Origin of the sequence: Paracoccus halophilus (assembly GCF_000763905.1) — a bacterium.
Taxonomy (GTDB): Bacteria; Pseudomonadota; Alphaproteobacteria; order Rhodobacterales; family Rhodobacteraceae; genus Paracoccus; species Paracoccus halophilus.
The window spans coordinates 16,464-40,529 of record NZ_JRKN01000016.1 but is presented as its reverse complement, the minus strand read 5'-3'; the positions used below and the strand labels follow the sequence as shown (position 1 = coordinate 40,529).

General features: G+C 65.2%; 23 protein-coding genes. 15 read left to right on the top strand and 8 right to left on the bottom strand.

Annotated elements, in window-relative coordinates; all coding sequences use genetic code 11:
• Window positions 1-6 precede the first annotated feature (6 nt).
• The 4 genes from IT41_RS12010 (at window position 7) to IT41_RS11995 (ending at window position 5,486) form a co-directional block, all read left to right on the top strand.
• Window positions 7-1,044: an ABC transporter permease gene (locus IT41_RS12010; protein WP_036741621.1), complete on the top strand. Its 1,038-nt coding sequence runs from the start codon at window positions 7-9 to the stop codon at window positions 1,042-1,044.
• 98 nt (window positions 1,045-1,142) lie between these two features.
• Window positions 1,143-2,090, top strand: a complete 948-nt coding sequence (locus IT41_RS12005; RefSeq protein WP_036741620.1) for a D-ribose ABC transporter substrate-binding protein — start codon at window positions 1,143-1,145, stop codon at window positions 2,088-2,090.
• A gap of 151 nt (window positions 2,091-2,241) precedes the next feature.
• Window positions 2,242-3,765 carry an FGGY-family carbohydrate kinase gene (locus tag IT41_RS12000; protein ID WP_036741619.1) on the top strand — a complete coding sequence of 508 codons (1,524 nt, stop codon included), beginning with the start codon at window positions 2,242-2,244 and terminating at the stop codon, window positions 3,763-3,765.
• Entirely contained in the window at window positions 3,762-5,486 is a 1,725-nt protein-coding gene (locus tag IT41_RS11995; protein ID WP_052081470.1) for a glycerol-3-phosphate dehydrogenase/oxidase, read from the top strand. The genes IT41_RS12000 and IT41_RS11995 overlap by 4 nt, the downstream gene beginning before the upstream one ends.
• A gap of 123 nt (window positions 5,487-5,609) precedes the next feature.
• Here IT41_RS11995 and IT41_RS11990 read toward each other — a convergent pair whose 3' ends face one another.
• Together IT41_RS11990 and IT41_RS11985 are read right to left on the bottom strand one after the other, a co-directional pair.
• Window positions 5,610-7,043 carry an HlyD family type I secretion periplasmic adaptor subunit gene (locus IT41_RS11990; RefSeq protein ID WP_081967543.1) on the bottom strand — a complete coding sequence of 478 codons (1,434 nt, stop codon included), beginning with the start codon at window positions 7,041-7,043 and terminating at the stop codon, window positions 5,610-5,612.
• Window positions 7,040-8,782, bottom strand: coding sequence for a type I secretion system permease/ATPase (locus IT41_RS11985; RefSeq protein ID WP_036741705.1), 1,743 nt, complete (start codon window positions 8,780-8,782; stop codon window positions 7,040-7,042). The genes IT41_RS11990 and IT41_RS11985 overlap by 4 nt, the downstream gene beginning before the upstream one ends.
• A 156-nt stretch (window positions 8,783-8,938) precedes the next feature.
• On the opposite strand from IT41_RS11985, the gene IT41_RS11980 reads away from it, so the two are divergent.
• Window positions 8,939-9,670 carry an MlaA family lipoprotein gene (locus tag IT41_RS11980; RefSeq protein WP_052081468.1) on the top strand — a complete coding sequence of 244 codons (732 nt, stop codon included), beginning with the start codon at window positions 8,939-8,941 and terminating at the stop codon, window positions 9,668-9,670.
• Entirely contained in the window at window positions 9,660-10,256 is a 597-nt protein-coding gene (locus tag IT41_RS11975) for an MlaC/ttg2D family ABC transporter substrate-binding protein (protein WP_036741617.1), read from the top strand. The genes IT41_RS11980 and IT41_RS11975 overlap by 11 nt, the downstream gene beginning before the upstream one ends.
• A 69-nt stretch (window positions 10,257-10,325) precedes the next feature.
• Here the strand turns inward: IT41_RS11975 and IT41_RS11970 are convergent, their stop codons facing one another.
• The gene (locus IT41_RS11970) at window positions 10,326-12,659 is read right to left on the bottom strand and encodes a transglycosylase domain-containing protein (RefSeq protein ID WP_036741615.1); all 2,334 of its coding nucleotides are present in this window, start codon (window positions 12,657-12,659) and stop codon (window positions 10,326-10,328) included.
• A 255-nt stretch (window positions 12,660-12,914) separates the two neighbouring features.
• Between IT41_RS11970 and IT41_RS11965 the strand changes: the two genes are divergently transcribed.
• Window positions 12,915-14,357, top strand: coding sequence for an ammonium transporter (locus IT41_RS11965; RefSeq protein WP_052081481.1), 1,443 nt, complete (start codon window positions 12,915-12,917; stop codon window positions 14,355-14,357).
• Window positions 14,358-14,422: 65 nt separating this feature from the next.
• On the opposite strand, the gene IT41_RS11960 is transcribed toward IT41_RS11965, so the two are convergent.
• On the bottom strand, window positions 14,423-15,424 hold the full coding sequence (locus IT41_RS11960) for a polyprenyl synthetase family protein (RefSeq protein WP_036741613.1): 1,002 nt from the start codon (window positions 15,422-15,424) through the stop codon (window positions 14,423-14,425).
• Window positions 15,425-15,499: 75 nt separating this feature from the next.
• Here IT41_RS11960 and IT41_RS11955 point away from each other — a divergent pair, with 75 nt between their 5' ends.
• Genes IT41_RS11955 through IT41_RS19935 form a run of 3 tightly spaced genes read left to right on the top strand, consistent with a single transcriptional unit; the run spans window position 15,500 to window position 16,686 of the window.
• Complete coding sequence (locus IT41_RS11955) at window positions 15,500-15,712, top strand: putative signal transducing protein (protein WP_036741610.1); 213 nt, start codon at window positions 15,500-15,502, stop codon at window positions 15,710-15,712.
• Window positions 15,705-16,463 carry a tRNA1(Val) (adenine(37)-N6)-methyltransferase gene (locus IT41_RS11950; protein WP_036741609.1) on the top strand — a complete coding sequence of 253 codons (759 nt, stop codon included), beginning with the start codon at window positions 15,705-15,707 and terminating at the stop codon, window positions 16,461-16,463. The genes IT41_RS11955 and IT41_RS11950 overlap by 8 nt, the downstream gene beginning before the upstream one ends.
• 58 nt (window positions 16,464-16,521) lie before the next feature.
• Window positions 16,522-16,686: a YdcH family protein gene (locus tag IT41_RS19935; RefSeq protein ID WP_074948107.1), complete on the top strand. Its 165-nt coding sequence runs from the start codon at window positions 16,522-16,524 to the stop codon at window positions 16,684-16,686.
• 108 nt (window positions 16,687-16,794) lie between these two features.
• On the opposite strand, the gene phbB is transcribed toward IT41_RS19935, so the two are convergent.
• The 3 genes from phbB to IT41_RS11935 form a co-directional block, all read right to left on the bottom strand.
• Window positions 16,795-17,520, bottom strand: a complete 726-nt coding sequence (gene phbB, locus IT41_RS11945) for an acetoacetyl-CoA reductase (protein ID WP_036741607.1) — start codon at window positions 17,518-17,520, stop codon at window positions 16,795-16,797.
• Window positions 17,521-17,612: 92 nt separating this feature from the next.
• Window positions 17,613-18,785 (bottom strand): acetyl-CoA C-acetyltransferase, encoded by a 1,173-nt coding sequence (locus tag IT41_RS11940; protein WP_036741606.1) that lies wholly within the window; start codon window positions 18,783-18,785, stop codon window positions 17,613-17,615.
• A gap of 116 nt (window positions 18,786-18,901) precedes the next feature.
• On the bottom strand, window positions 18,902-19,729 hold the full coding sequence (locus IT41_RS11935) for an EAL domain-containing protein (RefSeq protein ID WP_036741605.1): 828 nt from the start codon (window positions 19,727-19,729) through the stop codon (window positions 18,902-18,904).
• Window positions 19,730-19,819: 90 nt separating this feature from the next.
• Here IT41_RS11935 and IT41_RS11930 point away from each other — a divergent pair, with 90 nt between their 5' ends.
• Complete coding sequence (locus tag IT41_RS11930) at window positions 19,820-20,407, top strand: DNA-3-methyladenine glycosylase I (protein ID WP_036741603.1); 588 nt, start codon at window positions 19,820-19,822, stop codon at window positions 20,405-20,407.
• On the opposite strand, the gene IT41_RS11925 is transcribed toward IT41_RS11930, so the two are convergent.
• Complete coding sequence (locus IT41_RS11925; RefSeq protein ID WP_231564742.1) at window positions 20,382-20,924, bottom strand: TlpA family protein disulfide reductase; 543 nt, start codon at window positions 20,922-20,924, stop codon at window positions 20,382-20,384. The genes IT41_RS11930 and IT41_RS11925 overlap by 26 nt on opposite strands.
• Before the next feature lie 25 nt (window positions 20,925-20,949).
• Here IT41_RS11925 and argH point away from each other — a divergent pair, with 25 nt between their 5' ends.
• The 4 genes from argH to lysA are packed head-to-tail and all read left to right on the top strand — an operon-like array spanning window position 20,950 to window position 24,035.
• A complete protein-coding gene (gene argH, locus IT41_RS11920; protein ID WP_036741600.1) occupies window positions 20,950-22,362 on the top strand; it encodes an argininosuccinate lyase in 1,413 nt (470 codons plus the stop codon).
• Window positions 22,359-22,514, top strand: a complete 156-nt coding sequence (locus IT41_RS21315) for a lipoprotein (protein WP_175496415.1) — start codon at window positions 22,359-22,361, stop codon at window positions 22,512-22,514. The genes argH and IT41_RS21315 overlap by 4 nt, the downstream gene beginning before the upstream one ends.
• The gene (locus IT41_RS11915) at window positions 22,495-22,770 is read left to right on the top strand and encodes a DUF2834 domain-containing protein (RefSeq protein ID WP_036741598.1); all 276 of its coding nucleotides are present in this window, start codon (window positions 22,495-22,497) and stop codon (window positions 22,768-22,770) included. Before IT41_RS21315 ends, IT41_RS11915 begins: the two co-directional genes overlap by 20 nt.
• A complete protein-coding gene (gene lysA, locus IT41_RS11910) occupies window positions 22,770-24,035 on the top strand; it encodes a diaminopimelate decarboxylase (RefSeq protein ID WP_036741597.1) in 1,266 nt (421 codons plus the stop codon). The genes IT41_RS11915 and lysA overlap by 1 nt, the downstream gene beginning before the upstream one ends.
• The last annotated feature ends 31 nt before the right edge of the window (window positions 24,036-24,066 follow it).

Here is a 24,066-nt window from a genome sequence, read left to right as displayed (position 1 = left end):
TGAGAAATGTCGGATACCACCGTCACCCGCCCCGTGAAGAAAAGCGATTTCAGCATCGGGCGCCTGCTGCTGGAAGGCCGCGCCTTCTTTGCGCTGATCGCGATCATCATCGTCTTTTCCGTCCTGTCGCCGAACTATCTGACCGTCGGCAACCTTCTGATCATGTCCAGCCATGTCGCGATCTATGGCATTCTCGCGATCGGTATGCTGCTGGTCATCCTGAATGGCGGAATTGATCTGTCCGTGGGTTCGATTCTGGCGCTGGCGGGGGTCAGCGCGGGCGCCATGATGCAGGGGATCGAGCTTCAGGCGCTGGGCGTGATCCTGTATCCGCCGGTCTGGGCCGTGGTCGTCCTGACCTGCACGCTGGGTGCGCTGGTCGGTGCCGTCAACGGCGTGCTGATTTCGGTCTTCAAGGTTCCGGCCTTCGTGGCCACGCTGGGCGTCATGTATGTCGCCCGGGGCATCGCGCTGCTGATGACCAACGGGCTGACCTATAACAACCTGTCGGGGCGGCCCGAACTGGGCAATACCGGCTTTGACTGGCTGGGCTTCAACCGCATCGCAGGCGTGCCGATTTCGGTCATCGTTCTTGCCGTGCTGGCAGTGCTGACCGGGCTGATGCTGTCCCGCTCGGCCTTTGGACGCTGGCTCTACGCCTCGGGCGGCAATGAGCGCGCGGCGGAACTGTCGGGCGTGCCGACCCGCCGGGTCAAGATCACCGTCTATACGCTGTCGGGTATTCTTTCGGCCATTGCCGGTCTGGTGCTGTCATCGCAGCTGACCTCGGCCGGCCCCACCGCGGGAATCACATATGAGCTGACCGCGATCGCGGCGGTCGTCATCGGCGGCGCGGCGCTGACCGGCGGGCGAGGCACCATCCGCGGCACCATGCTTGGGGCCTTCGTGATCGGCTTTCTGTCGGATGGCCTGGTCATCATCGGCGTCTCGTCCTACTGGCAGACCGTTTTCACCGGCGCCGTGATCGTGCTGGCGGTGCTGATGAACTCGCTTCAATACGGGCGCAGTGGCCGCAAAAGCTGACCTGTCCCCAGACCTCCCCGCCCGGCCGCAAACAGAACAAGGCCGGGCGGAAAGCCTGCCCAAACGGCAGATCCACCAACCCAAAGGGAGAAGATAACATGATCAAGATGACGCGCCGTCTGTTGCTGGCTGCGGCCGCCACCGTGCCGCTGATGGCCGGTTCCGCCTGGGCCGAGGGGCTGATTTCGATCATCGTCACCGATCCGGCGAACCCCTACTGGTTCACCGAAGGCGAGGTCGCCAAGGCCACCGCCGAGGAATTGGGATATGAGGCGAATGTCTCGGCCCATAAGGGCGATACCAATACCGAAAGCACGCTGATCGACACTGCGATCACCAACCGGTCGGTTGCGATCATTCTTGACCCGGCCAATGCCGATGGCTCGATCGGGGCGGTCAAGAAGGCTGTCGATGCGGGCATTCCGGTGTTTCTGGTCAATGCCGAGATCAATCAGGAAGGTCTGGCCAAGGCGCAGCTCGTATCCAATAACGCGCAGGGCGCGGCCCTTGGCGCGATGCAATGGGTCGAAGCGGTGGGCGACAGCGGCAATTATGTCGAACTGTTCGGCAACCCCGCCGACAACAACGCACAGACCCGCTCGAACGGCTTTGAAACGGTGCTGAGCCAGTATCCCGATCTGAACAAGGCAGGTCAGGAAGTCGCAAACTGGGACCGCACGCAGGGCTATCAGAAGACGCAGTCCCTCCTGCAGGCGAACCCTGACGTGATCGGGATCATCTCGGGTAATGATGAAATGGCACTGGGCGCCATTGCTGCGCTGAAAGAGGCCGGCAAGCTGGATCAGGTCAAGGTCGGCGGCTTTGACGGCTCGCCCGATGCGGTCGAGGCGGTGAAGGCCGGCGAAATGCAGTACACCGTTCTGCAGCCCGTCGCCGTTTTCGCCGAAGAAGCCGTGCGCCAGGCCGACAATTTCATCAAGACCGGGGAAACCGGCGCGGCATCGGAAAAGCAGCTTTTCGACTGCCTGCTGATCACCGCCGAGAATGCCGACAAATACACCTCGGCCTTCGTGCTGGAAGAGTGATCGTCAAATGGGGGCGCGGCGTCGGCCGCGCCCCGGCTTTTCCTCACCTGTCATTTGCAAGCCCAAGCCCTTGCACTTCCGGAGCGACTTATCCGGATGACCTGGCGCGCCGCGACCCGGCACGCCCCACCGAACAAGAGGCCCGACGCCCATGCCCCTGCTGCTTGGCATCGACAACGGACTGACCGTCACCAAGGCGGTGATCTTTGATGAAGCGGGCGCCGCTTTGGCGACGGCAAGACGGCGTGTGCCGCAACTGATGCCGAAGCCCCGCCATGTCGAGCGCGATATGGGTGTGCTGTGGCAGCAAACCGCGGCGGCCATTGCCGAAGCCGTCGCGAACTGTCCCCGACCCGCATCCGAGATTGCCTGCATCGCGGCGACCGCGCATGGCGATGGTCTTTACCTGCTGGGCGGCGACCGCCAGCCGCTGGGTCCCGGCATCCTGTCGCTGGACAGCCGCGCCGGCGAGGTCGCCGCCGGCTGGGACAAGGACGGGACAGCAGCCGTGGCTCTGGACCGAACCGGGCAGACGCCCCATGCCTCGGCCCCATCCGCATTGTTGGCATGGATGCAGCGGCACGATCCGGACCGCTTTGGCCGCATCGCGCATGTGCTGGCCTGCAAGGACTGGCTGCGCTTTTGTCTGACAGGTGAAATCGCGACCGATCTGACCGAGGCGAGCACCTCGTTCACCGACCTGGCCACGCAGGGCTACGCCGCCGATATTCTGCCGATTTTCGGCCTTGATGCGCTGTCGCGCGCGCTGCCGCCCATCGTCGCGCCCGATGCGCTGGCCGGGACCGTGACCGAGGCTGCGGCGCGTCTCACCGGGCTGATCCCCGGAACGCCGGTCGCTGCCGGTCTGCATGACGTCACCGCCTCGTCACTTGGTGCGGGGGGCTATCGCCGCGGTGTCGTGGCGATCGTCGCGGGAACCTATTCGATCAACGAAACCGTCTCGGATCGGCCGAAAACCGATGCACGCTGGTTCTGCCGCAACGGGTTGCGGTGCGGCGAATGGAACAGCATGGCGATTTCGCCGGCATCGGCGACGAATTATGACTGGTTCCTCGATACGCTCTGCGGTGTCGAACGCCGCGCCGCCGAGACCGCGGGCCGTGCCTTCCACGCCGAGATCATACCCGAGATCGAGGCCGCAATGGCGCGTCCCTCGACTGCGATCTTTCACCCCTATCTGTTTGGCTCGCCACAGGGTCCGGTCGCCAGCGCGGGATTTTTCGGGCTGCGTGGCTGGCAGGACCGGGGCGACATGCTGCGCGCGGTGATCGAGGGGATCGCCTTCAACCATCGCAGCCATGTCGATGCGCTGCGCGATGGCTTTGCGCCGGAAAAGGTCAGGCTGACCGGCGGCATATCCCGGAGCCCGCTCTTTGCCCAGCTTTTCGCCGATGTCCTGCGGATGCCGGTCAGCGTCAGTGACACCGATGAGGCCGCGGCCTGGGGTGCCGCGCTTTGTGCGGGATCGGCGGTGGGGCTCTATCGCTCGGCACGCGACGACCCGCGCGACCTGACGGCGCTGACGCGGCACTATGTCCCCGATCCGGTCCGCAGTGCCGATCTGGAGGCGCGATACGGAATATTCACCGAACTGGCGCGGGCGCTTGCGCCCATCTGGCCCCGGATCGAGACGCTGAGCGAGGCAAGGACATGAGCGGGACACAGGATATCGACGTGCTGATCATCGGCGCGGGGATCAATGGTGCGGGGTTGTTTCGCGACCTGTGCGAACAGGGGCTGCGTTGCGTGATCACCGACAAGGGCGATTTCGGTGGCGGGACCTCGGCGGCGCCCTCCCGGCTGATCCATGGCGGGATCAAATATCTGGAAACAGGTGAGTTGGGGCTGGTCGCGCAATCCACGCTTGAGCGGAATCTGCTGCTGAAGAACGCGCCGCATCTGGTGCGTCCGCTGCCCACCGTCATCCCGATCTTTTCCTGGCTAAAGGGGATCGGACCGGCTTTGCGGACGCTGCTGGGATCGACCACCGCGCCGCGCAGCCGGGGCGCGGTGCTGATGAAGATCGGGCTGACCATGTATGATTTCTATGGTCGGCGCGCCCGCGTCATGCCCCGTCACCAATTATGGTCGCGGAGACGGGCTCTGCGCGAAATCCCGCCGCTGACGCCGGCTGTCGTCGCTGCGGGCCATTATTATGATGCCACTGTCACCCAGCCGGAGCGTCTGGTCTGGGAATTGCTGGCCGATGGAATGCGGGCGCAGCCCGCGTCCGAGGCGCTGAACTATACCGATATCTTGGGCACTGACGGTCATGAAATCAGGCTTTCTTCGCCCGATGGCCCAAGGCAGCTTTGCCCGCGCCTTGTCGTCAATGCGGCAGGACCGTGGATCGACCGGGTGAATGCGGTGCTTGGCGCGCCCTCAAGGATGATCGGCGGCACCAAGGGATCGCATATCCTGCTGGACCATCCGGCGTTGCTGGCGGCGCTCGACGGGCGCATGATCTATTTCGAGGCTGATGACGGTCGGATCTGTTTGGTCTTTGATTATCTGGGCCGGGCGCTGGTCGGCTCGACCGATATTCGTGCCGACGATCCCGATACCGTTGCCTGCGAGGATGATGAGATAGATTATTTCATCGATGCGCTTCGCAGCCTGCTGCCGGGGCTGGCTTTTTCACGTGATCAGATCGTCTATGCCTATTCCGGCATCCGCCCTTTGCCGGCAAGTGGCGGCACGGCGCCGGGTCTGATCAGCCGCGATCATTCGGCCCCCGTGGCCGAAGCCGAGGGTGACCGGAAATGGCCGATCATCTCGCTGGTCGGAGGTAAATGGACCACTTTCCGTGGATTCGCCGAAGAAGTGGCCGATACGATCCTGAAGCGCCTCGAGCGCCCACGCCAGGTTTCTACCCGCGAATTGCCCATCGGGGGGGGGCGCGACCTTCCGGCTGCCGGGGCCGCCCTGGATGCCTGGGTGTCGAGGATCGTGAACGCCAGCGGGGCACGTGCGGATCGGGTTCTTTCCCTGCTGAACCGTTACGGAACCAAGGCCGAAGCAATCGCCGGGACCGAAGGTGCATCCCCCCGAATGCTGACGCATGCCCCGGATTATAGTCTTGAAGAATTCGCCTGGATTGCCGGGCATGAACGCGTTGTCGGTCTGGCTGACATCGTGATGCGGCGCAGTGCGATTGCCGTGACCGGCCGCCTGTCCTTGCGCGATCTGTCCCGCATCGCTGATATCACAGCCGATGTTCTGAACTGGACTCAAAAGCATCGCGATCAGGAACTTGCGGCGACAGCCGAACTATTGATCGGGCGTCACCGCATGAAGTTGGATACCTGTCATGGCGCCGAAAAGGTTGGCCCCCGACCCGGCGCGGCGAGCATAATTCCGTCAACGGTAGGGTAATTTCCGGTATCAAACCACTTGAGGCGATATCAGACCGGACAAGATACGAAGCCCGGCCTTGCGGGTATTCCCCGGGGTGCCTCAGATAAAGACGAGGCTGCGTCACAGGGGCCGCGCCCCTCGTCAGTTTTCGCGAAAGGCACGGGTGAAATAGTCGCTGAGCGGTTTCACCAGATAGGCAATCGGGCTGCGTTCGCCGGTCTGGATATAAACCTCGACCGGCATGCCGGGGATCAGGTCCAGGCCCTGAAGCTTCTTGAGTTCGCTTGCCGGGATGGTGACCTCGGCGCGGTAATAGGGGATCTGGGTCGCCTCGTCGATCAGCGTATCGGCCGAGACGCGGCTGAGAACGCCGTCGATCTCGGGCGTGGTGCGCGAGGAGAAGGAGGAGAATCGCAACACCACCTCCTGGCCCGGATGGATTTCGTCGATATTGATGGTGGCGACGCGGGCGGCTACGACCAGCGGGCGGTCCTGCGGGATGATGTAGAGGATCGGATCGGCGGCACGGATGACCGAGCGGGGCGTCGTGACCTGCAACTCCTGCACCACGCCCGATACCGGCGCGCGGATTTCAAGCCGGGAGATCTGTTCGCTCAGCGAGCGCCGGCGTTCGGCCAGCTCCAGTTCTCGGTAGCCGAGATCGCGGAGTTCCGTTTCAGCCGCCTCGCGGCGGGTGGCGATCTTTTCCAACCGCAGAAGGTCGATTTCGGCCAGCTGCGTGACCGCGCGGGCGCGGGTCGCCGTCATTTCGCCAAGCTGGCCGTCAAGCCGCGCGGCCTCGCGTTCCAGGGCCAGCACCCGAGGCGCCTGGGCAAGCCCTTTTTCCAGAAGCGAGCGTTGATCGCGCAGTTCCTGCGAGATCAGTTCGCGCTGCCGTTGCAGGGCCTGGTTCTGGGCATCGATGCCGCTGATCTGCGATTCGATCTGGTCCGACTGTTTGGCAAGCTGGCCCAGCGATTGCTCCAGCGTATCGAGCCTTGCGGCGAAAAGGCTGCGCTGGCCCTGCATCAAGGTTTCGTATTGGGGATCGGTGGCGGCGACGGTGATCAGTTCTTCGGGGAAGGTGATCTGGGTGCTTTCGGCGCGCTCGGCCTCGAGCCGGCCGCGCCGGGCCAGAATTTCGAAATACTGCCCCTCGACGATGGTGAATTCCGTGTTCAGAAGCGCGCCGTCCAGGCGGATCAGCGGCTGCCCGGCCACCACCGATTCGCTGTCATGGACGAGGATTTCCGAGACCACGCCGCCATCCGGATGCTGGACGACCTGACGGCGCTGTTCGACCTCGACCTGGCCGCTGGCGACGACGGCGCCGGCGATCCGGGCCGTCCACGACCAGAAGCCGAAGCCGCCGACCAAGAGGAAAAGCGCAAAGATTCCAAGCAGGATCGCGCCGCGTGCCGACCAGTCCGGGCGCTGCCGCGCGGGCGGGGTCTGCGGCGCCGGACTGGCGCTGCGCTGCGCACGAAAGCGCGGTGTGGTTTCGCCGGCGGACGGTTTGGTGTCGTTGGACAGTTTCGCGATGGGCGCGCGGCCCAGTCGATCGGGATCGGTCATGTCACACCTCCACCCTGGCCCTGGGCGCGGGTGATCTGCTCGGCATTCTTGACCAGGGATTTCAGGACCTCGTCGCGGGGGCCGAAGGCGCGGCGCGTGCCCTGATCCATCACCAGCAGCAGTTCACATTCCGAAATGGCGGCCGGCCGGTGCGCCATGATGATCACCGCGCCGCCGCGTGCCTTGATGTTCCGGATCGCGGAATTGAGCGCGGTCGAACCTTCATTGTCGAGATTGGAATTGGGCTCGTCGAGAACGAAGATCGCCGGATCGGCATAGAGCGCGCGCGCGAGGCCGATGCGCTGGATCTGGCCGCCGGAAAGCCGTCCGCCGCCCTGCGTGACCTGGGTGTCATAGCCCTGCGGCAGGTCGAGAATCATCCGATGCGCCGCCGCGGCGGTGGCGGCGGCGACGATGCGCTGCGGGTCGGGGCTGATCGAGAGCCGGGCGATGTTCTCGGCAATGGTGCCGTCGAACAGCGTGACCTGCTGCGGCAGATAGCCGATCAGGCCGCCCAGCACGTCCGGGTCGTATTGATCCAGCGTCGCACCATCCAGCCGGATGGAACCGCCCGAGATGGGCCATGCGCTGATCAGGGCGCGGGCCAGCGTCGTCTTGCCGGCGCCCGAAGGGCCGATCACGCCCAGAGCCTGCCCCGGACCCAGATCGAAACTGATGCCGCGCAGCGTGGGCGCATTCTGGCCGGGCGGGATCACGGTGAGATTGCGTATCTCGAGCCGCGCCGCCGGGCGTGGCAGGGGCGTGCGCGGGGCCAGCGCGGGCCGCCGGGTCAGCAGGGCGGCAAGTCGTTTCCAGCCGTCCTGCGCGCGCTGAACGATGGACCAGCCGCCGACGACCTGTTCGACCGGCGCGAGCGCGCGCCCCATCAGGATCGATGAGGCGATCATCGCCCCGGGCGTCACCTCCTGGCGCAGCACCAGCCAGGCGCCGGCGGCCAGTAGGGCGCTTTGCAGAAACAGCCGAAAAGTGCGGGAAAACACGGTAAATCCGGTGGCGCGGTCGGCGCCCTGGATGGTCGCCTCGGTCGCGCGGTCGCGGGCGATCTGCCAGCGGTGGAAGGCGGCGGCGCGCATGCCGAGCGAGCCGATCAGCTCGCCCTCGTCGCGATAGAGGTCGGACATGCGTTCGGCAGATTGCCCCGCGATCGCCGCCTGCTGCAGCGAATCGCGGCTGAGCCATTGGTTGAGCAGGGTCGAGATCACCAGCACCGCCAATCCGGCGGTCGCCACCGCGCCCAGGATGGGGTGGAAAATATAGACGGCCGCCAGAAAAAACGGCGCCCATGGCAGATCGAACAGCGCCATCAGCACGGGCGAGCCGATCAGGCGCTGCACCGCCTCGAGATCGCGCATGCCGCCGCGCACCGCGATGTCCGAGCCGGACGCGTTTCCGTCCTGCAAGGCGGCGGTGAACACCCGCCCCTCCATCCGCTCCTGAAAGCGGGCGGCAATGCGCGACATGACACGGTTTCGCGCCAGATCCAGCACGCCCATCATCGCGAAAAGAAACACCACCAGCAGGAACAGGGCGGTCAGCGTTTCGACCGAGCGACTGCCAAGCACGCGGTCATAGACCTGCATCATGAACAGCGGGCCGGTCAGCATCAGCACATTCACCGCAAAGGAAAACAGCCCCACCACGGCATAGAGCTTCCACGCGATTCCACGCGCCTCGCGCAATTCACGCTCACCGTCATGTCGCGTCGGCGGCAAGGCCATGCCGGCTCCTTCCTGATCCGTTCGCCGGGGCTTGCCCGGCATCCCCGCAGCGCATATCCCAAACCGGGGCTGTGAAACAGCCCGATTGCCACTTTGAGCCGGGAACACGAATCGTGTGCTCACGGATCGTCATAACGGGAAAAGGTTATCACAAGCTTGCCTGCGAGGAACTTTCTGGCCGCGCTTGGCCTGACCGCCACGCTGTCCGCCTGTGCCGCGGACCGGCCGGGCGATGGAATCAACGACCCGTTCGAGCCGATGAACCGCAAGGTTCACGCCTTCAATCGCGGTCTGGACAAGAATCTGGTCAAGCCGCTGAGCGAGGGCGCCGGAGGGGCGGCAGAGGGCGGCGCAGGCGGCAAGGCCGTCGAGGCGATCGGGAATTTCGGCTCGAACCTGTCGCTGCCCGGCAAGGCGGTGAACCATCTGCTGCAGGGCAGACCCTTGCCCGCCACGCGCATGACCTTTCGCTTTCTGCTGAATTCCAGCCTGGGTTTGGCGGGTTTTCTCGACCCCGCCGGCAAGGATTTCGCCCTGCCCGAGGAGGATACAGATTTCGGCGAGACCCTGGCCAGCTGGGGGGTCGGCGAGGGGCCCTATCTGGAACTGCCGCTGATCGGCCCCTCGACCCTGCGCGACGCGACCGGGCGGGTGGTCGATCTGGTGATCGACCCGCTGAACAGCCGGCTGAACCGCGACGAGCGGCTGATCGGATTTGGCGCGCGCGTCGTGTCAAAAGCCGGTGATCGGGCGCGTTTCGGCGATTCCGTGGATTCCATCCTGTATGAAAGTGCCGATAGTTACAGTCAGACACGGCTGATCTGGCTGCAGCATCGCCGTTACGAACTGGGCGAGGAGGGAGATTATATTGATCCTTATGCCGAATGAGACCCGCCGCGGTTTTCTGGGCCTGATGGCTGGCGGACTGGCGCTTGCCGCCCTGCCGGCGCGGGCGCTGAGCACCGATCAGGCGCGCGCGCTTGTCCAGAAATCCTTGGACGAGGTTTATGCGGTGATCAATTCCGGCCAGTCGCCGGCGCAGATGTACAAGGCCTTCGAGACGATTTTCGCGCGCTATGCCGATGTCGATATCATCGCGCGCTCGGCGCTCGGGCCTGCCGCGCGTCAGGCCGGCGCGGCCGAGTTTGCCGCGTACAGGCAGGCGTTTCAGGGCTATATCGGGCGCAAATACGGCAAGCGCTTTCGCGAGTTCATCGGCTCGAAGATCGAGGTGACCGGCGCGAGGCAGGTCAAATCCTTCTATGCCGTGACCTCGGTCGCCTATCTCAATGGCCGCAGCCCGATGGAGGTGGAATGGCATGTCTCGGACAAGTCCGGGCAGAGCCGCTATTTCAATATCATCATCGAGGGGGTGAACATGCTTGCCTCGGAGCGGGCCGAGATCGGCGCCATGCTGGCGCGGCGTGGCGGGGATCTGGCCGGGCTGACCGCCGATCTGCAAAAGGCGGGATAGGCAGGCAGGCGCGGATGGAAAAGGCCGGCCCTTTCGGGGCCGGCCTTTTCGTTTGCCCGTGCGGGGGCGTTATTCCGGAAAGACGCCCGGAATGCCGCGCAGGGCCTGGGTCAGCGCGTCCTCGAGGCCGCCGCCATCGGCGGGGGGCAGATCGCCGGCCGGGCCGCTGGTCACGGTCTCGGCCGGGAAGGTGGGCGGCCCGGCATTGCCCTGCGTGCCGGGGTCGGGCAGGCGCCGCCCGGCGGCCGGGGCGGCCGGGGCCTGCTGTTGCGGCGCGGCCTGGCCAAGCGCCTGCGCCAGCGCCTCGGCCAGGGGATCGGGGGCGCCATCGGTGCTGGTGCTGACCACCTGCGGCACCGCACTCTCGGCGTCAAAGACGAAATTGCCCAGCGATTCGACCGGCAGCCCGTCATGGATCTCGGTCATGACGGCCTGCCAGATCTCGGCCGGCAGCCCGCCGCCGGTCACCCCCTTGAGCGGCGTGTTGTCGTCATACCCCATCCAGACGCCGGTGACATACTGGCCGGTGAAGCCGATGAACCAGGCATCGCGATAGCTCGATGTCGTGCCGGTCTTGCCGGCGGCGGGCCGGCCCGCCAGCCTGGCGCGGCCGCCGGTGCCGCCCTCGATCACGCGCTGCATCATACCGATCAGTTCACCCGCCGCCTTTTGCGAAATGACGCGCTGCCCCATGCCGCCGGCCTGACCGATCAGCGCCTGATCGTCGCCCTTGATGCGTAGTTCGACCAGACCATAGGGGCTGACGGCGGTGCCGCCATTGCGGATGCCGGCATAGGCGCCGGTCATGTTCAACAGCGTCGATTCCGAGACGCCCAGGCCCAGCGAGGGGCCGCTCGCCAGATCGTCCGAGACGCCGAAATCACGCGCCACGCGGCGCACCGCATCGCGGCCGGCGATTTCCTGCAACCGGACCGTCGCGGTATTCAGGGATTGCGACAGCGCGCGGGTCAGCGTGATCTCACCGGAATATTTGCGCGTATAGTTCTGCGGCGACCACGGCCCCGAGCCGCGGACATTGATCGTCAGCGGCGCATCCAGGATCAGATCGTTCGGCCCGTAACCCTGATCCAGCGCGGCGGCATAGACAAAGGGCTTGAAGCTGGACCCGGTCTGGCGCTTGGCCTGGGTCGCGCGGTTGAAGGTGCCGATCACCTGCGTGTCGCGCCCGCCAAGCATGGCGCGCACCGCGCCGTCGGGCGACATGACGATCACCGCCGCCTCGGCCTTGGAGCCCGGCGCCACCTTCTCGTCGAAGACCCGCTTGAGCGCGCGTTCGGCGGCGCGCTGCACGCGCTGATCGAAGGTGGTGGTGATGGTCACGTCCTCGGTCGTTTCCGAGGTCAGGAAACCGGGACCCGATTCCATCACCCAATCGGCGAAATAACCGCCCGCGCGGTCCGCCGCCGCCTTGGACAGCACCGCCGGATTGGCCTTGGCCTGGGCGAATTGCGCGTCGTCCAGATAGTCCTGTTCGCGCATCAGGCCCAGAATGACGCTGGCCCGGTCCTGCGAGCGCTGCAGGTTCGAGGTCGGCGCGAAATAGCTGGGCGCCTTGAGCAGGCCGGCCAGCATCGCCGCCTCGGCCGCGTTCACCTCGGCCGCGGATTTGCCGAAATAGCGCTGCGCCGCCGCCTCGAAGCCGCGCGCGCCGGCGCCGAGATACGAGCGGTTCATATAGATGTTGAGGATGTCCTGCTTGGAATATTTCGCCTCCATCGCGAAGGCATAGGGAACCTCCTTGACCTTGCGCCAGATCGAGGACTTGCGGCATTCCGCCTCGAATTCCGCCTCGGATTTCCAGCGGATCGGGTCGAAGGTCTCGCCCAGGCACAGAAGCTTGGCGACCTGCTGCGTGATGGTCGAGCCGCCATTGCCCTCGAGCGGGCCGCGGCCTTCAGCCATGTTGATCCTGATGGCGCTGGCGATGCCGCGCGGCGAAACCCCGAAATGGCCGTAAAAGCGCTTGTCCTCGGTCGCGACCACGGCGTTTTTCAGCTCCGGCGCGATCTTGTCGGCGCTGACCATGCCAAAGGTCTCGCCCCGCCAGGCGAAGACGCGGCCCCCGTTGTCGAGCATGGTGACCGAGCCGCGCGCGCGGCCGTCGAACAGCGCCGAAGGCTCGGGCAAGGTGGTATAATAGTAGAAGCTGGCCAGGCCGACGATCAGCGCCACGGTCAGGCCCAGCCGCCAGAACGACCCCCAGACCACCCGCCACAAGAGCAAGACGAGGCCGCTGATTCCACGCGTGATGACATTGCCGCGACGGCCCGGGCGCGTGCGTTTGCGGGCAGGGCCGGGGCCCTGTTTCTGTTTTTTCTGAGGCGCTTGGTCGAAGTTGCGCTTATCCGCCACAATTCGGCCTTTGCCGGTCGGTTTCTTCATGCCTGTTATCCTGCCCGGCCAAGTCCTGTGGCCTGTTTCGCGGCAACATACAGCAAAGCGCGGGGCTTGAGAACATGGATGACCTATCGGTGAACTGCCTCATGCGGCCGCAATCCGCCCGGCTGCTGCCTGAAATCCGGGCAGGAACCGCGCCGGGGCGGCCGGAGCCTGCGCGAAACTTGTGCCCGAAGGATCGTGCGGCATTTCCTGAACCGACAGGAAACTGCTGCAATGCAGAAAGAAGGTGCAGGAAACATGAACAGACCAACCGCGATCCATCCCCTGATCCCGGCGCTTGCCCTGCCGCTGATCGGGTTGGCGGCGCCGGTGCTGGCACAGGACGCCGGGCCCGCAGCCGCGGCCGTCACCGCTGACACCGTCGCGCCCATCGTGGACAAGGGCGATACGACCTGGATGATGCTCTCGGCCATCCTGGTGATGGCCATGTCCATTCCGGGGCTGGCGCTTTTCTATGGCGGCCTGGTCCGGGCCAAGAACATGCTCTCGGTGCTGATGCAGGTCCTGACCATTTTCTGCGTCGTGGCGCTGCTCTGGGTCGCCTTCGGCTATTCGCTGGCCTTTACCGGCGCCGGCTCGGCCGATGCGGCGACGGCGCTGACGCCCTTTGTCGGCGGGCTTTCCAAGGCGTTCCTCGCGGGGGTCGATACCTCTTCGCTGGCCGAGACCTTCACCGCCAATGTCTTTGTCCCGGAATATGTCTTTGTCGTGTTCCAGATGGCCTTTGCCTGCATCGCCTCGGCGCTGATCGTCGGCGCGACGGTCGAGCGGATGAAGTTCACCGCGATGCTGGCCTTCGTGGTGATCTGGTTCGTCTTTTCCTATCTGCCCATGGCCCATATGGTCTGGTGGTGGGGCGGCCCCAGTGCCCATGACGCGCCGGCGGGCTTTCTGTTCAGTCATGGCGATCTGGATTTCGCCGGCGGCACGGTCATTCATATCAATGCCGGTGTCGCCGCCCTGGTCGCCGCGATCGTCGTCGGCCCCCGTGTCGGCTATGGCCGCGAACTGATCGCGCCGCATAACCTGACATTCACCTTTATCGGCGGCTGCCTGCTGTGGATCGGCTGGTTCGGGTTCAACGCCGGCTCGAACATGGAGGCCACGGGCACCGCCGCCATGGCGATCCTGAACACCGTGGTCGCGACCGCCGCCGCGGCGCTTGCCTGGGCCTTTGCCGAATGGGCGTTCCGGGGCCATCCCTCGCTTCTGGGCGGCGTCTCGGGGGCGATCGCGGGGCTTGTCGGGGTAACCCCGGCGGCCGGTTTCGTGGGGCCGATGGGCGCCATCGCGATCGGTCTGGTGGCGGGGCTGGTCTGCATGTGGTTCGTCGTCAGCCTCAAGACCCGGCTGGGGATCGACGAAAGCCTTGATGTCTTTGGCATCCACGGTGTCGGCGGCATCATCGGCGCGATCCTGACCGGCGTATTCGCGGCGCCGTCGCTGGGCGGCACGGGCGTCTATGACTACGCCACCGGATCGGTCGCCCCGGGCTACAGCATCGCCGGGCAGGTGACGACCCAGATGCTGGGCGTGGGCGTCGCGGTGGTCTGGTCCGCCGTCGTGTCCTGGCTGGCGCTGATGATCGTCAAGGCGGTGATCGGCCTGCGCGTCTCGCAAAGCGACGAGCGCCAGGGCCTGGATATCACGACCCATGGCGAGAACGCCTATAACAGTTGAGGGGTGCCTGAGACGAAAAAAGCCCGGCCTCGCGCCGGGCTTTCTGATGCGCCGGGCGGATCGGCTCAGGAAATGCGCGAGACGACGTAATCGGCCAGATCGGACAGGATGGCGCGCAGCGGATGATCCGGCGCCGGGCCAAGAGCGGCCTTGGCGCGCGCCGCCCAGTCGATGGCATCGGCGCGGGCGGCCTTCAGCGCGTCGTGCCGTTTCAGCAGGCTCAGGGCGGTCTCCAGATCGCCCTCGTCCTGCCGGCCATGGCCGATGGTGCGTTCCCAGAACGCGCGCTCATCCGGCCCGGCCGCGGCGATCGCCTTGATCACCGGCAGGGTCAGCTTGCGCTCGCGGAAATCGTCGCCGATATTCTTGCCGATGGTCGAACTCATGCCGCCGTAATCCAGCAGATCGTCGACGATCTGGAAGGCGATCCCCAATGCATCGCCATAATCGAACAGCGCGCGCTGCACGGCCTCATCCGCCCCGGCGATGACCGAGCCGGCCTCGGTCGCGGCGGAAAACAGCGCCGCCGTCTTGCCGCGCACGATCTGGATATAGGTTTCCTCGCTGGTCGAGATGTCCTGCGCGGCGGTCAGTTGCAGCACCTCGCCCTCAGCGATGGTGGCGCTGGCATTGGCCAGGATCCGCATGACCCGCATGCTGTCGGTATCGGCCATCAACTGGAAGCTGCGCGCGAAAAGATAGTCGCCGACCAGAACCGAGGTCTTGTTGTCCCAAAGCAGGTTTGCCGTCGGCCGCCCGCGTCTTTGCCGGCTTTCATCGACCACATCGTCATGCAGCAGCGTCGCGGTGTGGATGAACTCGACAGCGGCGGCCAGCAGCACATGGTTCGCGCCGGAATAGCCGCAGAGCCGGGCGGCGGCCAGCACCAGCAGCGGCCGCAGCCGCTTGCCGCCCGCCTCGACCAGATGGGCGGTGACCTCGGGGATGCGGGGCGCATGCCGGCTGGCCATGCGTTCGCGGATCAGGGCATTGACCTGATCCATATCACCGGCAAGTTCAGCGGAAAGCCGGTCAAGCGGTTTTGACAAGTTTTCGTTCATGCCCATCTGCCATCCCCATTTCCCGCAAGGCATTGCCATGCAATGGACACCTGTGCAACCGCCGCATAACCTCGAGAAGACATGAAAGAGCTCCTGCGCACAACCGACCCCCTGCTGATTACCCGCGCCGCCGACCTGCTGGCGGCCGAGGGCATCACGTCCTTTCAGCTCGATCAGCACATGAGCGTGCTGGAAGGGTCGCTGGGGATTCTGCCGCGCCGGCTGGTGGTCGCGGATCGCGACCTGTTCCTGGCGCGTGCCATTCTGCGCGACAACCGCATTCATCATGAGTGACCTGCGCGAGGACGGGTTCCTGGGCGGCAGGCTGCGCATTACCCAGCCCGCAGGCGGCTATCGCGCCGGGGCCGATGCGGTGATGATGGCCGCGGCCTGCCCGGCCCGTGCCGGGCAAAGCCTGCTGGAACTGGGCTGCGGGGCCGGTGTGGCGATGCTTTGCGTGGCCATTCGCGTGCCGGGCATCATGCTGAGCGGGCTGGAATTGCAGCCCGAATATGCGGCACTGGCGCGGCGCAATGCCGATGCCAACGGTATCGCCGCGCAGATCTTCCAGGGGGATCTGGCGCGGATGCCCGCGACCCTGCGTGATACGGTATTTGACCATGTGATGGCGAATCCGCCCTATTTCACCGCCGGCACGGCGGCGCCCGATGCCGGGCGCAGCACCGCGCGGCACGAGAACACCCCGCTTGCCGTCTGGATCGATGCCGCGTTGCGGCGTCTGCGTCCCGGCGGGCATCTGACCCTGATCCAGCGCACCGAACGGCTGGGCATGCTGATGTCGGCACTGGAGGGTCGGGCCGGGGCGATCACAATCCTGCCAGTGGCGCCCCGCGAGGGGCGCGAGGCCGGGCGCGTCATCATCGTGGCGCGCAAGGGCGCGCGTGCGCCCCTGCGCCTGCTCGCCCCCTTTATCATGCATGAAAAACCGTCACATTCCGGGGATGGAGAGGACCTGACCCCCGCCGCGCAGGCGGTTTTGCGCGATGCTGCGGCGCTTTCGCGCGGGGGGGCCGATTTTCGGTGACAATATGACGATTCTGTGCTGCAATCCTTGGGTTCGATCAATCCAAGAGGAGGACTGAATGTCGGTTGAATCCCACGTGCAGGAGCTTCGCCGGAAACACCAATCACTGTCCAACGCCATCGAGGACGCACATCGCAGTCCGGGTGTGGACGACCTTGCCATCTCGCAGATGAAAAAGGAAAAACTTCGCCTCAAGGAAGAGATCGCGCGCCTGTCGCACTGACGGGTCTTGCGGGCGGCGCCGCCGCCCGCAGCTTTCTGGAAGGATAAGAGAAACGGCCCGCGAGTGACGCGGGCCGTTGCCTTTTCGGGGGTGTCTCGCCTGCGCCCGTCAGCTGAAGAACTGACCGCCATTCGCGCTGATGGTCGCGCCGGTGATGAAGCCGGCATCGTCGGCAGCCAGAAAGACGACGGCGCGGGCGATTTCCTCGGGCTCGCCCAGGCGTCCGACCGGGATCTGCGGGATGATACGCTCGTTAAGCACCTTCTCGTCGATGGCGCGCACCATTTCGGTGCCGATATAGCCGGGCGCAATCGCGTTCACCGTGATATTGGCGCGCGCGCCCTCCTGCGCCAGGGCGCGGGTAAAGCCGATATCGCCGGCCTTGGCGGCGGAATAGTTCGCCTGTCCGGCCTGTCCCTTCTGGCCATTGACCGAACTGATATTGACGATGCGGCCGAATTTGCGATCGCGCATCCCGCCCCAGACCGAATGGGTCATGTTGAAGAGGCCGGTCAGATTGGTGTCGATAACCTCTTTCCACTGCTGCGGCGTCATCTTGTGGAACATCGAATCGCGTGTGATGCCGGCATTGTTGACCAGCACGTCGACGGGGCCCAGTTCTTCCTCGACCTGCTTGATGCCGGCGGCGCAGGCGTCGTAATCCGCGACCGACCACTTGTAGGTCTTGATGCCGGTTTCATCGGTGAAGGCGCGCGCCGCCTCGTCATTGCCGGCATAGTTCGCCGCGACAGTATACCCCGCCTCTTTCAGGGCTTTCGAAATCGCCGCGCCGATCCCACGCGATCCGCCGGTCACAAGAGCCACTTTTGCCATTTTCTCCCTCCGAGCCTTCCGCCTGTAATTATGCTATCCAGATGGTGCAGCGCGCGCAAGATAATTGCGCGCGCCTGCCGCTTAGACCTTTCTCAGCGTTCAAGGCACATGGCAACGCCCATGCCGCCGCCGATGCAGAGCGTCGCCAGCCCCTTGCTGGTGCCGCGGCGCTGCATCTCGAACAGCAGCGTATTCAGGATACGCGCGCCCGAGGCGCCAATCGGGTGGCCGATGGCAATGGCGCCGCCGTTCACGTTCACGATCGCCGGATCCCAGCCCATGTCGCGGTTGACCGAGATGGCCTGAGCCGCAAAGGCCTCGTTCGCCTCGACCAGTTCCAGATCGGCCACTTTCCAGCCGGCCTTTTCAAGTGCCCGGCGGCTGGCCGGAATGGGACCCGTGCCCATGATTGCCGGATCGACCCCCGCCGTCGCGTAAGAGGCGATGCGCGCAAGCGGGGTCAGGCCGCGACGATTTGCCTCATCCTCGGTCATGACCAGCACGGCGGCGGCACCGTCGTTCAGGCCCGAGGCATTGGCGGCAGTGACCGTGCCGTCCTTGGTGAAGGCGGGTTTCAGTTTCTGCATGGCGTCCAGCGTGGCACCGAGGCGGATGTATTCGTCGCTATCGACCACGATATCGCCCTTGCGGGTCTTGACGGTTACCGGCGCGATTTCATCCTTGAAGCGGCCTTCCTTCTGCGCGGCTTCGGCCTTGTTCTGGGAAGCGACGGCGAATTCGTCCTGCTCCTCGCGGGTGATGCCCCATTTCTCGGCCACGTTCTCGGCTGTCTGGCCCATGTGGTAATTGTTGAATGCGTCCCAGAGCCCGTCACGGATCATGGTGTCGAGCATCTTCATATCGCCCATTTTCTGGCCGGCGCGGATATAGGCGGCATGCACCGAGAGCGACATGGATTCCTGTCCGCCCGCCGCAACGATGGTGGCGTCGCCCAGCAGCACCTGCTGCGCCGCCAGCGCCACCGAGCGCAGACCGGATCCGCAGACCTGGTTGATGCCCCAGGCGGCGGATTCGCGCGGAAAACCGGCATTGATATGGGCCTGGCGGGCCGGGTTCTGGCCCTGGCCGGCGCTCAGCACCTGGCCCAGAATGGTTTCCGAGATTTCCGAGGGGTCGATCCCGGCGCGTTCGACGACGGCTTTCAGGACGACCGCCCCAAGGTCATGCGCGGGCAGGCTCGCATAGGATCCGAGAAAGCTGCCTACGGGGGTTCGGGCTGCAGATACGATTACGGCTTTGGTCATGACAGGCTCCTTTCATGATGGCCGAGTTGCTCGGAGACAGGAGAACTGTTCGCCATTTCATTTGCCGAGGTCAAGCGGAGTCCGGGCCGCCGGCCACCCACCCCCGGCCGGAACGCTCAGCCTTTCGCAGCCGCTTTGTTCGGGGTTTTCCACGGCGGGACGATGGTCGGGGCGCCGAAATAATAGCCCTGCAGGCAGTCGATACCCATATCGATCAGGAACGCAGCGTCATCGGCGGTTTCGACCGATTCCGCCACCGTGAACATGTCGAAATGATGCGCGATGGATTGCAAGGCACGGGCCAGGACCTGGTTGTCGCGATGCGATGCGATTTCGCGGACGAACTGCCCGTCGATCTTGATCATGTCGAAGCAGAAATCGCGCAGATAGCGAAACGATGTATAGCCGGCGCCGAAATCGTCCAGTGCGAAACTGATGCCATGGGCCTGCAATTCCTGCATGCAACGGCCGACCAGTTCCGGCATGCTCATGGCCGAGCTTTCGGTGATCTCGAGGATCAGGCGCTCGGCGATCCGGTCGTCCCCGGCAATGCCGGAGCGCAGCGTCCGCAGCCAGGCCGGATAGCCGAGCGACCGCGCCGACATATTGATCGAGAGCCGCAACGAGGGCTCCTCGGCCAGCGCCTTGAGGCCGAGCGACAGCGACAGGCAGTCGATCTGCCGCCCCAGTTCGGTCGTTTCGGCGAGCGGAAGGAAGTCGCGCAGCGGCACGATCCGTCCGGTTTCGTCGAGAATGCGGATCAGCCCCTCGTGAAAGGCCGGGGTCTGGGTGCGATTCGACTGCACCACCGGCTGATAGGCCAGCACCGCGTCACCGCGGGCCACCGACCGCCTGACCGTGGCCATCGTCAGGCGGGATTGCTGATCCACCGCGAAATCCAGCGGCGAGCCGAATTCCGGGCGCGAATCGATTTTGTCGGTCATGCCAAGCTCCTGTCATCGCCGGAACTCTGGCGATCATCCCCTAAGATCGCGTAAACCCAAGATGCTTTCTGGATTCGAGGTTAACGGAAGATGACCGACACCCCGCAAAGCTGCACCTGGTGCGGCACCGATCCGCTTTACGTGGCCTATCACGACACGGAATGGGGGGTGCCCGAATACGATTCGCGCGCGCTTTGGGAAAAGCTGGTGCTGGACGGGTTCCAGGCGGGTCTCAGCTGGATCACCATCCTGCGCAAGCGCGACGCCTTTCGCGAGTGTTTCGAGGGTTTCGACCCCGAACGCGTCGCGACCTGGGGCGAGGCGCAGGTCGCCAAAGCCCTGCAAAACCCCGGCATCATCCGCCATCGCGGCAAGATCGAGGCCACGGTTACCGGCGCGCGCCGCTATCTGGAGATCGAGGCGGACGGAGGTTTTTCCCCCTTTATCTGGTCATTCGTGAACGGCCGCCCGATCCAGAACGATTTCGCCGGCATGGCACAGGTCCCGACAAGAACCGCCGAATCCGAAGCCATGTCCAAGGCGCTGAAAAAGCAAGGTTTCAAGTTCTGCGGCCCGGTCATCACCTATGCCTTCATGCAGGCCTGCGGGCTGGTCAACGACCACATGACCGGCTGCCCGCGCCATGCGGAAATCAGGGCGCTGTCGCCTGCCGGATAAGGGTTTTCGCCGTCTCGGACGCCCAGTCCGCGCCACCGATCAGCCGCGCGATCTCATTGCCGTCGCGGTCGATCAGCACGGTCACGGGCATGCCCAGAACGCCCATTTCGCGGGCCAGTTTCTGCCGCGGATCCAGCAGCAGGGGCAGGTTCTCGATCCCGGTTTCCGTCAGGAATTTCGTGATCGCGGCAGGGGGATTGTGGCCTGTGGCGATGGTCACGACCTGAAAATCCTCGCCGCCCATTTCGGCCTGCAGCGCGTCGAGCGAGGGCATTTCCTCGCGGCAGGGCGCGCACCAGGTCGCCCAGAAATTCAGCAGCACCACCTGGCCCTTGTAATCGGCCAGCGAATGGGTGCCGCCCTCGGGGTCGGTGAATTCGGTCGCGGGGACCGGGGTCGGATCGGTCTGCGCCAGCTTGGCCAGCCCGCCTTCATGCGCGGCCTGCCAGTCGATTTCCCCGGCGGCAGCGGCATTTGCACCGATCCCCAGTGCCGTATAAAGAACCAGCCAACGCAGCATTCTACCCCCCGAAGGACATGTCATGACCGAGCAGCCCGCCAACACCGCCAACCAGATGTGGGGTGGACGTTTCGCCGCCGGACCTGATGCGATCATGGAGGCGATCAATGCCTCGATCGGCTTCGACCGGCGGCTTTATGCCCAGGACATCCGGGGCAGCCGCGCCCATGCCGCGATGCTCGCCGCACAAGGCATCATCAGCACTAGCGATGCCGAGGCGATCGGGAAAGGGCTGCTCACGGTCTTGTCAGAGATCGAGGCGGGGGATTTCCCCTTTTCCACCGCGCTGGAAGACATTCACATGAATGTGGAATCGCGGCTGAAGGAAATCGTCGGCGAGCCGGCCGGCCGGCTGCACACGGCGCGGTCGCGCAACGATCAGGTGGCGACGGATTTCCGGCTCTGGGTGCGCGACCAGTGCGATGCGGCGATTTCCGGGCTGGATGCACTGATCCGCGCGGCCCTGTCGCAGGCCGAGGCCGGGGCCGATTGGGTCATGCCCGGGTTCACCCATCTTCAGACCGCCCAGCCGGTCACCTGGGGGCATCACATGATGGCCTATGTCGAGATGTTCGCCCGCGACCTGTCGCGCTTTCAGGATGCGCGCCGGCGGATGAACGAATCGCCCCTGGGCGCGGCGGCGCTGGCCGGGACCGGGTTCGATATCGACCGCGAGGCGACGGCGCAGGCGCTTGGCTTCGACCGGCCGATGGCCAACAGCCTGGATGCGGTCAGCGACCGCGATTTCGCGCTGGAATTCCTGTCCTCGGCCGCGATCTGCGCGGTGCATCTGTCGCGGCTGGCCGAGGAACTGGTGATCTGGTCCTCGGCCCAGTTCCGTTTTGTCACCATGTCGGATCGTTTCTCGACCGGGTCCTCGATCATGCCGCAGAAGAAAAACCCCGATGCGGCGGAACTGATCCGGGCCAAGATCGGGCGGATTCTGGGTGCGGCCGTCGCTCTGTTCGTGGTGATGAAGGGCCTGCCCTTGGCCTATTCCAAGGACATGCAGGAGGACAAGGAGCAGGTCTTTGACGCCGCCGACAACCTGATGCTGGCGCTGGCCGCGATGGAAGGCATGCTGTCCGACCTCAGCGCCAATCGCGACCGGCTTGAGGCGGCGGCGGGCGCGGGCTTTTCCACCGCCACCGATCTGGCCGACTGGCTGGTGCGCGAGGCGGGCCTGCCCTTCCGCGACGCCCATCACGCCACCGGCGCGCTGGTTGCCATGGCCGAACAGGCGGGCGTCGATCTGCCCGACCTGACGCTGGAGCAGATGCAATCGGTCAATCCGGCGATAACCGAGGATATCTATAATGTGCTGGGCGTGCATAACTCGGTCGCCTCGCGGACCAGCTATGGCGGCACGGCGCCGGCGCAGGTACGCGCCCAGATCGCCCGCTGGCAAAAGAAGCTGAACGGAGAAGGCGCATGACCCGATATGCTCCCCTGATCGCCCTGGCACTGGTCGCGGCGCTTGCCGGCTGCGGCGTGGATGGTCCGCCCACGCGGCCCGATACCGACCAGCCCGCGCCGGGTCTGGACATCAGCGGTGAGGCACGTATCGGTGTTGTCTCGACCCTTTGACCTGACGCCCCTGCGGCTGTGCTGGCTGGTGCTGGCATTGCTGGGCGCGGCGCTGGCGCTGTGGCAGGGCGATCTGCCTTGGGCCGGCACCCGCGCGACCGAGATCGTGGCGCAGATCGCGCTGGCGCTCTGGTGCCTGACCGAGACCATGGTGCGGCGCAACTGGGCCGCGCTCTGGACCCTGCCGGCATTGGCGCTTGGCATCGGCTGCGCGCTGCCGCTTTATCTTTTCATCCGCTCTCGCAGGATTACCTGATGGATCACTTCAACTATGTGGATGGCTGGCTGCATGCCGAGGACGTGCCGCTGACGCGCATCGCGCAGGCCGTCGGCACGCCGGTCTATGTCTATTCCGCCGCCACGCTGACCCGGCATTTCAAGCTGTTTCAGCAGGCGCTGGACTGGACCGATCATCTGGTCTGCTTCGCGGTCAAGGCGAATTCGAATATCGCGGTGCTCAAGCTGCTGGGCGATCTGGGCGCGGGCATGGATATCGTCTCGGGCGGGGAATATGCCCGGGCACGCGCGGCGGGCGTGCCGGGCGAGCGGATCGTGTTCTCGGGCGTGGGCAAGCTGGAATCCGAGATGCGCATGGCGCTCGAGGGCGGCATCCGCCAGTTCAACGTCGAATCCGAGCCCGAGATGGCGCTTTTGTCGCGCGTCGCGCATTCCATGGGGCTGCGCGCGCCGATTGCCGTGCGGGTGAACCCGGACGTCGACGCAAAGACGCATGAAAAGATCGCCACCGGGAAATCGGAAAACAAGTTCGGCATCCCCATCGCGCGGGCGCGCGATGTCTATGCCCATGCCGCCCGCCTGCCGGGGATCGAGGTGGTCGGCATCGACATGCATATCGGCAGCCAGCTGACCGATCTGGACCCCTACCGTCAGGCCTATGCCAAGATGGCCGAACTGACCCGCGCCCTGCGCGCCGATGGCCATGACATTCGCCGGCTGGACATGGGCGGCGGTCTGGGCATCCCCTATCGCCGCGACAATAACGCGCCGCCCCTGCCGATCGAATACGGCCAGGTGATTCGCGACACCGTGGGCGATCTGGGCTGCGAGATCGAGATCGAGCCGGGGCGCAACATTGCCGGCAATGCCGGTATCCTGCTGAGTTCCGTCATCTATCCGAAACAGGGCGAGGGGCGGGACTTCCTGATCCTCGACGCGGCGATGAACGACCTGATCCGCCCGGCCATGTACAGCGCGCATCACGATATCGTCCCGCTGCGCGAAACCCCGCCCGGCGCGGATCTCGCGCCGCATGACGTGGTGGGGCCGGTCTGCGAAACCGGCGATACTTTTGCAAAGGCCGTGGAATTGCCGGGGCTTGCGGCGGGGGATCTGGTCGCTTTCCGCTCGGCCGGGGCTTACGGGGCGGTGATGGCCTCGGAATACAATTCGCGGCCGCTGGTGCCCGAGGTGCTGGTCAGCGGCGATCAATTCGCCGTCATTCGGGCAAGGCCGACGCTTGAGGAAATGCTGGGACGCGATACCATCCCCGCATGGCTTTGATCGGCTCCTTGCACCGGATTCCTGCCGGGGG